Below are 8,701 nucleotides of genomic sequence, written 5' to 3'. Positions count from 1 at the left end.
AAGCAGATCGCTACCCTGTTCGGGGTTTCCCAGGAAACGGTTGCCCTGGGTGACAATGGGGTGAGTCTGCTGATGACCCTGCCCAACAGTCGCGAGAATGAAAACGAAGCGGACCTGATTGGCCTGGAACTGGCGGCCCGCGCCGGCTACAACCCGAACGCGGCCATCAGCCTGTGGAACAAGATGGGTCAGGCTGCCGGTGGTTCGGCACCGCCCGAGTTCATGAGTACTCACCCGGCTTCCACCAGCCGTATCGCCTCTTTGCAGGCGGCGATTCCGAAGGTGATGCCGTTGTATGAGCAGGCCAAGAAGTCCTGATCACTTCGCGTCATTTGCGCTGACGCTTTCGCCGGCAAGCCGGCTCCTACAGGATGTGTAGGAGTCGGCTTGCCGGCGATTTCATTTACAGCCAGCCACTGATCTGCATGGCCTTGTACACCGCCACCACGGCGAGGATGAAGAAGGCCGACGCCGCCAGGCGACGAATCAGGGTCAGGGGCAGCTTGTCCGCAGCGAAGTTGCCCGCCAGAACCACCGGCACGTTGGCAATCAGCATGCCCAGGGTGGTGCCGATGATCACCAGCCACAGATCCGGATATTGCGCCGCCAGCATGACGGTAGCGACCTGGGTCTTGTCACCGATTTCAGCCAGGAAGAACGCGATCAGGGTTGTGAGGAAGGGCCCGAACTTGCGTGCGGTAGTGGCTTCATCGTCATCCATCTTGTCCGGAACCAGGGTCCACAGGGCAGTAGCGGTGAAGCTGGCGGCCAGAATCCAGTGCAGGGTCGCATCCGAGAAGAAGCTGCCGAACCAGGCACCTACTGCGCCGGCGGCCGCATGGTTGGCCAGGGTTGCGGCGACGATACCGGCGATGATGGGCCAGGGTTTGCGAAAGCGCGCGGCCAGAATCAGGGCGAGCAGTTGCGTCTTGTCGCCGATTTCGGCCAAGGCAACGATTGCGGTGGGAACGAGGAGAGAGTCCAGCATCATCAGGGTTTTCCTAAGGGGCGGGTCGACACGGCTATGACACGTACAGCCTTCCCGCCCCGGGTAAGGTGTGCGTGTCATAGGTCTTGTCAAACCCTGCGGTCCGTCTGTGCGGACTCTTGGGTCGCATGCGCCATGGTCTGAGGACCAAGTATGTTGACGCATGCCGGACGAGCGTGGCGCTCGTGGGAGACTACTCCCCTAGGACGGAGCGGATTCTGCCTAGGCAAAATCCATTCGGCAAGCCTTGTTTTCGAAAAAGAATGTCAGCCACGCTTGGCCCGATAAATCCGAAAGCCTTGGCCTTCGGCCTTGATCGCACAAGGTCCAAGGTGCTCTTCGATCAGTGGCTGATAGCGCAGGAAGCTGTTGGCAACTACTCGCAGTTCGCCGCCTTTTTGTAGATGTTTAGCCGCTTTTCGCAGCAGGTTTTCTGTGGCTTGGTAGTCGGTATGGACCCCGGTATGGAAGGGGGGATTGGTCAGGATGCAGTTCAATCCCATGGGCGCAGCATCGATGCCATCACCAGTCAGAACCTCGGCTTCAAGACCGTTGGCGGCCAGGGTCAGGCGACTGCTGGCGGCGGCAAAGGCGTCCACATCCAGCAGGGTCACGCTGTTGTCCGGGTAGCGGCGTTTCACTGTGGCTCCCAGTACCCCGGCGCCACAGCCGAAGTCCAGCAGGTGGCCGGCGGGCAAGTGATCCAGATGCTCCAGCAACAGCGCGGTGCCGCGGTCCAGGCGCCCATGGCTGAATACGCCGGGCAGGCTGACGACTTTCAATGGACCTTCGGCCAGGGGCAGCTCGTACTCCTGGGCCAGGCTCTCCAGCGCTACCGGCGTGGGGGCGTTGGCCACCGTCACCTGCCATAGCTGACAGTGTCGAGCACTGTCTAACTTGCGCGGCTTGCCGAAAGGGTTGAGTTGCTTGGCGGCGCTCTCCACGCCGCTGCGTTTCTCGCCCACCAGATATAGCTCGCGTCCGGCCAGGCGTGAGGCCAGAGCGTTGAGCAGGTAGTCGGTGAGGTCCTTGGACTTGGGCAGGAACAGCACGGCGCTGTCGAAGGATTCTGCCGGTGCTTCTACGCCAAAGTGGCTGCGGCCTGGAAAGCGCGCCTCCAGGGCTGCCTGATCGCCAGCGTGCCAGCTCCAGCCTCGGGCGTTGGGCAGGCGACCCAGCAGGTCATCCGCGGTCAGGCCGGCCAGCAGCAGTGAGCCTTGAAACAATTGAGCCTGGCGTAACAGTACTTCACTGCGAGTGTCCATGGTCGCCCCCGAAAAAAGTGGCGAAGTTTATCAACTCACGACCCGCAGTGGGGCGCCACTGAAGAAGGCTTGGGCATTTTCCGTCAGTTGCCCGACGATTCGCTGGCGAGCTTCGCGGCTGCCCCAGGCATTGTGCGGCGTGACGATCAGGCGCGGGATATCGCTGGCCAGCAGTGGATTGCCGTTGGCCGGCGGCTCGACGCTCAGGACGTCGGTGGCTGCGCCCCCCAGATGACCACTGCGCAGCGCATCGGCCAGGGCCTGTTCGTCGATCAGGCCGCCACGGGCAGTATTGACGACCAGGGCGCCGGGCTTGAGCAGGGCCAGTTCCCGGGCGCCGATAAAGTGTCGGGTGTGTTCGTTGAGCGGGCAGTGCAACGTCAGGGCATCCACCAGGGGCAACAGTTCCTCCAGAGGGAGGCGGTCGGGTCGGACCGGTCGTCCGGGGATCTGCCCCAACACCACGCGCATGCCAAAGGCTTCGGCCAGGCGCGCCACCGCGCTGCCCAGCTCGCCATTGCCCAGCAGGCCCAGAGTCTTGCCCGCCAGTTCGATGATGGGGAAGTCCAGCAGGCAGAACTGCTGGGCCTGCTGCCAGCGGCCGGCCGCCACGGCTTTTTGATAATCGGCAACCCGAGTGGCGAGATTGAGCAGCAGCATCAGGGTGTGCTGGGCCACCGACGGGGTGCCATAGCCCTGGCAGTTGCTGACGCTGATGCCTTGCTGGCGGGCGGCGGCCAGATCGACATTGTTGGTGCCGGTGGCGGCCACCAGGATCAGTTGCAGATCAGGGCAGGCCGCCAGGGTTTCGGCGCTCAGGGCCACCTTGTTGCTGATGGCGACTTGAGCCCCCTGCAAGCGTTCGATCACTTGGTCCGCGGGGGTGTGGGCATGCACTTGCAGAGGGCTGAAGCAGTCATGCAGCGCACTCAGATCCAGGTCACCCAGGTCCAGTGAGCTGTGATCGAGGAAGACGGCGCGGCGATTGTTGATCATGAACTGTACCTTTTGCACGAGGGATCTAAGGCGTAATCTGCCGAGCCTAACAGATGAAATAATTAGACATACACAGGAGCCTGCATGTACCTCACCGAGTTCTTGACCGTTGCCCTGATCCACTTGCTGGCGGTGGCCAGCCCCGGCCCGGACTTCGCCGTGGTGGTGCGCGAAAGCGTGACCCACGGCCGCCGCGCCGGTACCTGGACTGCCCTGGGAGTGGGCTGTGCGATCTTCCTGCACGTGGGTTACTCATTGCTGGGGATCGGCCTGATCGTTTCCCAGTCTATCGTGCTGTTCAACGCCCTGAAGTGGTTGGCGGCGGCGTACCTGCTGTACATCGGCTACAAGGCCCTGCGTGCCCAGCCGGCCAAGCCGGCGGCGGACGACCTGCACAAGGAAGTCGGAGTACGTACCGCGCGCGGCGCCTTTACTTCCGGTTTTGTCACCAATGGGCTGAACCCCAAGGCGACCCTGTTCTTCCTCTCGCTGTTCACCGTGGTGATCAACCCGCACACGCCCCTGGCGATCCAGGCCGGCTACGGGGTGTATCTGGCGGCGGCCACTGCCGTCTGGTTCTGTCTGGTAGCCATGCTCTTCAGTCAGCAACGGGTGCGTGCCGGTTTCGCTCGCATGGGGCACTGGTTCGATCGCACCATGGGCGCGGTGCTGATCGCCATTGGCGTGAAACTGGCGTTCACCGAGATGCATTGATCGCTCTTCTCGGGCGGCGCATACAGGATCACCTGAGTCGCACCGATACTGGCGTGGAGCTAGTATTGATGCGGCCCTGCAAATCATCCCTTTGGCTGATTTAGCCGGCGCTCGGGAACTCTAGAGTGAGTGTCCTCCAGTCACGACCGAGCCGTCAGAAAAGGGATTCTTATGTTGCAGACTCGCGTTATTCCCCCCGCCGAAGGCGCCTATCAATACCCACTTCTGATCAAGCGCCTGTTGATGTCCGGCAGCCGTTACGAGAAGACCCGCGAGATCATCTACCGTGACCAGTTGCGCTACACCTATCCAACCCTGATCGAGCGTGTGGCGCGCCTGGCCAACGTGTTGACCGCGGCCGGGGTCAAGGCGGGGGACACCGTGGCGGTCATGGACTGGGACAGCCATCGTTATCTGGAGTGCATGTTCGCCATCCCGATGATCGGTGCGGTGATCCACACCATCAACGTGCGCCTGTCGCCGGAGCAGATTCTCTACACCATGAACCACGCCGAGGACCGCTTCGTGCTGGTCAACAGCGAGTTTGTCGGCCTGTACCAAGCCATTGCCGGGCACCTGACCACGGTGGAGAAAACCCTGCTGCTCACCGATGCGCCGGAGAAAACCGCCGAGCTGCCGAACCTGGTGGGCGAGTATGAGACCTTGCTGGCCGCTGCCAGCCCCCAGTACCACTTCGAGGATTTCGACGAAAACTCGGTGGCCACCACGTTCTACACCACCGGGACCACCGGCAATCCCAAGGGTGTGTATTTCACCCATCGGCAACTGGTGCTGCACACCATGGGGGTGTCCACCATCATGGGCTCCATCGACAGCGTGCGCCTGCTGGGCACCAACGATGTGTACATGCCCATCACACCGATGTTCCATGTGCATGCCTGGGGGCTGCCCTACGTGGCCACCATGCTTGGGCTCAAGCAGGTCTATCCCGGGCGTTACGACCCGGAGTACCTGGTGGAGCTGTGGCGCCGGGAGAAGGTCACTTTCTCCCATTGCGTGCCGACCATCCTGCAGATGGTGCTCAATGCCAAGGCGGCCCAGAACATCGATTTCGGCGGCTGGAAGATCGTCATCGGCGGCAGTGCGTTGAACCGTGCGCTGTACGAGGCGGCCAAGGCCAAGGGCATCCAGTTGACTGCCGCCTACGGCATGTCGGAAACCGGCCCGCTGGTGTCCTGCGCTCACCTCAACGACGAGCTGATGGCCGGCAGCGAGGATGAACGCACCACCTACCGGATCAAGGCCGGGGTGCCGGGGCCCTTGGTGGAAGCGGCGATCATCGATGCCGAGGGCAATTTCCTGCCGGCGGACGGTGAGTCCCAGGGCGAGCTGGTGCTGCGGGCGCCGTGGTTGAGCGAGGGTTATTTCAACGAGCCGCAAAAGGGCGCCGAGCTCTGGGACGGCGGCTGGCTGCACACCGGCGACGTGGCGACCCTGGACAGCATGGGGGTGATCGATATCCGCGACCGGATCAAGGACGTGATCAAGACCGGTGGCGAGTGGATCTCTTCCCTGGACCTGGAAGACCTCATCAGTCGCCATGCGGCGGTACGCGAAGTAGCAGTGGTGGGCATTGCCGATCCGCAGTGGGGCGAGCGCCCGTTTGCCTTGCTGGTGATCCGCGAAGGCCATGAGATTGGTGCTCGTGAGCTCAAGGAACACCTCAAGCCGTTCGTCGAGCTGGGGCACCTGAGCAAGTGGGCAATTCCCAGTCAGATCGCCCTTGTTACTGAAATTCCCAAGACCAGCGTTGGCAAGCTCGACAAGAAGCGCATCCGCGTCGACATCAGTGAATGGCAAGCCAGTAACAGTACCTTCCTCTCTACGCTTTGAGCGTCCTTTGCCGTGCCCGCCCGGGCACGGCATGCCCACCCGGCAAGCCTTTGCCTTGTACTCATGGATTTTTCAGTCATTCTTGCCGCGCCGTTTTTCAAAGGTTATGGCAAAGGGCTGTTCCAGGGCGGTTGGTGGTTGCAAATCACACTTTAGAGGGATCAAGCAGTAATCCCTGCTGGATATAGTCCGTTCACGGATTTTTCTGAACGACGGAGCAATGTGGGGTGCTCGCGCCACGCAACTTCGGGCCCGGAGCAAGTATTCATCCGTCCGGTATTCGAAGCGTTCTCAGAAGAGCGTACTGCCATAACAATAATGCACATGGAGTAGCGTCGATGACATCAGCAAACCAGTTCTGGCGCCGGGCAAAACTGCCCCTGGCCGTCGGTCTCGCCTCCACGCTCGCCGGGCCGGCATTCGGCGTCAGCTTCAATATCGGTGAAATCGAAGGCAGCTTCGATTCGTCCCTGTCGGTGGGGGCCAGTTGGTCGACCGCCGGACGCAACAAGGACCTGATCGGGGTCAACAATGGCGGCAAGGGCCTGTCCCAGACCACCGATGACGGCCACTTGAACTTCAACAAGGGGCAGACCTTCTCGAAGATTTTCAAGGGCATCCATGACCTGGAGTTGAAGTACGGCGATACCGGTGTGTTTGTTCGTGGCAAGTACTGGTACGACTTCAAGCTCAAAGACGAAGACATGGACTTCAAGAACATCAGCGACAACAACCGCAAGGAAGGCGCCAAGTCCTCCGGCGGGCAGATCCTCGATGCCTTCGTCTATCACAACTACTCCATTGCCGATGAGCCGGGTTCGGTGCGTTTGGGCAAGCAGGTCGTAAGCTGGGGTGAAAGTACTTTCATCGGCGGCGGTATCAACTCGATCAACCCGATCGACGTGTCGGCGTTCCGCCGTCCCGGTGCCGAGGTCAAGGAAGGCCTGATCCCGGTCAACATGTTCTACATCTCCCAGAACCTGACCGAGAATCTGTCGGCCGAAGCCTTCTACCAGCTGGAATGGGACCAGACCGTTACCGACAACTGCGGGACCTTCTTCTCGCAGCCGGACAACATTTCCGATGGCTGTGACGACAATCTGCGATTGCTCGCCAAGCGTTCGACCATTACCGCCACCGCCCCGGGCCGGGCAGCCCTGGCAGCCATGCAGGCCCGAGGCGTCGACGTCAACGAAGAAGGCGCACTGGTGCGTCGCAGTGGCGACCGTGATGCCCGTGACAGCGGTCAGTTTGGTGCGGCTTTCCGTTACAACTTCGAGCCGTTGGACACCGAGTTCGGCGCCTACTTCATGAACTATCACAGCCGAGCGCCGATCTTCAGCGCCACCGGCGCGCCACAAGGGGCGTATGCCATTGCCCCAGGCTTTGGCACGCTGGCGCCGGTATGGATTGCAGGTAACTCGAAGTATTTCGTCGAGTATCCGGAAGACATCCGCCTTTACGGACTCAGCTTCTCCACCACCTTGCCTACAGGCACTGCCTGGAGCGGTGAGTTGAGCTACCGGCCGAATGCGCCGGTGCAGTTGAACAGTACCGATATTCTCTATTCCGCAGTTCGGCGCCTGGGGGGCAACTACACCAATGCTTCCTTGCTCGACGGGATTCCCGGACAGGACCTGCATGGCTATCGTCGTAAGGAAATCTCCCAGTTCCAGACCACCTTTACGCACTTCTTCGATCAGGTCATGGGTGCCAGTCGCCTGACCCTGGTAGGTGAAATCGGGGTCACTCACGTGGGCGGCCTGGAGAGCAAGTCGGACCTGCGTTATGGCCGTGACCCTGTATTTGGCCCTGGTGCCTTGCCGGCAACTCCCGGCGGACAGAACACCTGCCAGGTGCTCAACGTCGGCACCATCGGCGGTGCGGGACCAGGTACAGACGCCAGCAACCTGACTTCCAACTGCAACAACGACGGCTTCACCACCGCCACCTCCTGGGGCTACCGCGGCCGGGCCATCTGGGAATACCCGGATGTATTCGCCGGTGTGAACCTCAAGCCGAACGTGGCCTGGTCCCACGACGTCAAGGGCTACTCGCCAGGTCCTGGCGCCAACTTCGAGGAAGGTCGCAAGGCCATCAGCCTGGGGCTGGACGCCGAGTATCAGAACACCTACACCGCGAGCCTGGCCTACACCAACTTCTTTGGCGGCGACTACAGCACCGTGGATGACCGGGACTTCCTCGCCTTGAGCGTTGGCGTGAACTTCTAAGCACACTGCATTTTCAGGAAGAACAACAATATGAAAATCACCAAGAGTCTGTTGCACGTCGGTGTGCTGGGACTGTCACTGCTGGCGACCGGGGTCATGGCTGCGGTCTCGGCCGATGAAGCGGCCAAGCTGGGCACCAGCCTGACGCCGATGGGCGCGGAAATGGCCGGTAACGCTGCCGGCACCATTCCCGCCTGGAAACCCCTGGCGACCAACGCCGGCACCGTGGACAGCAAGGGGTTCCTGTCCAACCCTTATGGCAGCGAGCAGCCGCAGTTCACCATCACCGCGCAGAACGTCGAGCAGTACAAGGACAAGTTGGCCCCGGGGCAGTACGCGATGTTCAAGCGCTACCCGGAAACCTTCAAGATGCCGGTCTATCCGTCCCATCGCGGGGCCACGGTGCCTGCTGAAGTGTTCGCCGCCATCAAGCGCAATGCCACCAGCACCAATCTGGTGTCCGGCGGCAACGGCCTGGAGAACTTCGAAACCGCGATTCCGTTCCCGATTCCCAAGAGCGGTGTAGAAGTCATCTGGAACCACATCACCCGCTATCGCGGTGGCAGCGTGACCCGCCTGGTAACCCAGGCCACGCCACAGGCCAACGGTTCCTACAGCCTGGTGTACTTCCAGGACCAGTTCGTGTTCCGCGA

At 61.4% G+C, this 8,701-nt stretch carries 8 protein-coding genes and 1 riboswitch; of the genes, 5 read left to right on the top strand and 3 right to left on the bottom strand.

Annotation, left to right across the window (positions count from 1 at the left end):
• The coding region (locus BLX41_RS35010; RefSeq protein ID WP_259744657.1) for a M48 family metalloprotease at window positions 1–318 on the top strand (318 nt) is incomplete at its 5' end.
• 85 nt (window positions 319–403) lie between these two features.
• Here the strand turns inward: BLX41_RS35010 and BLX41_RS10350 are convergent.
• From BLX41_RS10350 to BLX41_RS10340, 3 genes are all read right to left on the bottom strand, one after another.
• Complete coding sequence (locus tag BLX41_RS10350; protein ID WP_042940848.1) at window positions 404–988, bottom strand: TMEM165/GDT1 family protein; 585 nt, start codon at window positions 986–988, stop codon at window positions 404–406.
• A 91-nt stretch (window positions 989–1,079) separates the two neighbouring features.
• Window positions 1,080–1,203: riboswitch (yybP-ykoY riboswitch) on the bottom strand.
• A gap of 51 nt (window positions 1,204–1,254) precedes the next feature.
• Window positions 1,255–2,253 carry a class I SAM-dependent methyltransferase gene (locus BLX41_RS10345; RefSeq protein ID WP_123724794.1) on the bottom strand — a complete coding sequence of 333 codons (999 nt, stop codon included), beginning with the start codon at window positions 2,251–2,253 and terminating at the stop codon, window positions 1,255–1,257.
• Window positions 2,254–2,283: 30 nt separating this feature from the next.
• Window positions 2,284–3,249: a 2-hydroxyacid dehydrogenase gene (locus BLX41_RS10340; RefSeq protein WP_123724890.1), complete on the bottom strand. Its 966-nt coding sequence runs from the start codon at window positions 3,247–3,249 to the stop codon at window positions 2,284–2,286.
• Between the two features lie 84 nt (window positions 3,250–3,333).
• Between BLX41_RS10340 and BLX41_RS10335 the strand changes: the two genes are divergently transcribed.
• The 4 genes from BLX41_RS10335 to BLX41_RS35005 all read left to right on the top strand — a co-directional run.
• Window positions 3,334–3,963, top strand: coding sequence for a LysE family translocator (locus BLX41_RS10335; RefSeq protein WP_123724793.1), 630 nt, complete (start codon window positions 3,334–3,336; stop codon window positions 3,961–3,963).
• 171 nt (window positions 3,964–4,134) lie between these two features.
• Window positions 4,135–5,817 carry a fatty acid--CoA ligase gene (locus BLX41_RS10330; RefSeq protein WP_123724792.1) on the top strand — a complete coding sequence of 561 codons (1,683 nt, stop codon included), beginning with the start codon at window positions 4,135–4,137 and terminating at the stop codon, window positions 5,815–5,817.
• Window positions 5,818–6,155: 338 nt separating this feature from the next.
• The gene (locus BLX41_RS10325; RefSeq protein WP_123724791.1) at window positions 6,156–8,048 is read left to right on the top strand and encodes a DUF1302 domain-containing protein; all 1,893 of its coding nucleotides are present in this window, start codon (window positions 6,156–6,158) and stop codon (window positions 8,046–8,048) included.
• A 30-nt stretch (window positions 8,049–8,078) separates the two neighbouring features.
• Window positions 8,079–8,701: DUF1329 domain-containing protein (locus BLX41_RS35005; RefSeq protein WP_259744656.1), on the top strand; the 623-nt coding region annotated here is incomplete at its 3' end.

This window comes from Pseudomonas protegens, assembly GCF_003732485.1.
Classification (GTDB): domain Bacteria; phylum Pseudomonadota; class Gammaproteobacteria; order Pseudomonadales; family Pseudomonadaceae; genus Aquipseudomonas; species Aquipseudomonas protegens_B.
This window is presented reverse-complemented; position numbering and strand designations above follow the sequence as displayed.

Excerpts from the sequence above, each read along its gene's own strand:
- BLX41_RS10335 (WP_123724793.1), top strand. The coding sequence starts at position 3,334 with ATGTACCTCACCGAGTTCTTGACCGTTGCCCTGATCCACTTGCTGGCG.
- BLX41_RS10350 (WP_042940848.1), bottom strand. The coding sequence starts at position 988 with ATGCTGGACTCTCTCCTCGTTCCCACCGCAATCGTTGCCTTGGCCGAA.
- BLX41_RS10325 (WP_123724791.1), top strand. The coding sequence starts at position 6,156 with ATGACATCAGCAAACCAGTTCTGGCGCCGGGCAAAACTGCCCCTGGCC.
- BLX41_RS10330 (WP_123724792.1), top strand. The coding sequence starts at position 4,135 with ATGTTGCAGACTCGCGTTATTCCCCCCGCCGAAGGCGCCTATCAATAC.
- BLX41_RS10345 (WP_123724794.1), bottom strand. The coding sequence starts at position 2,253 with ATGGACACTCGCAGTGAAGTACTGTTACGCCAGGCTCAATTGTTTCAA.
- BLX41_RS10340 (WP_123724890.1), bottom strand. The coding sequence starts at position 3,249 with ATGATCAACAATCGCCGCGCCGTCTTCCTCGATCACAGCTCACTGGAC.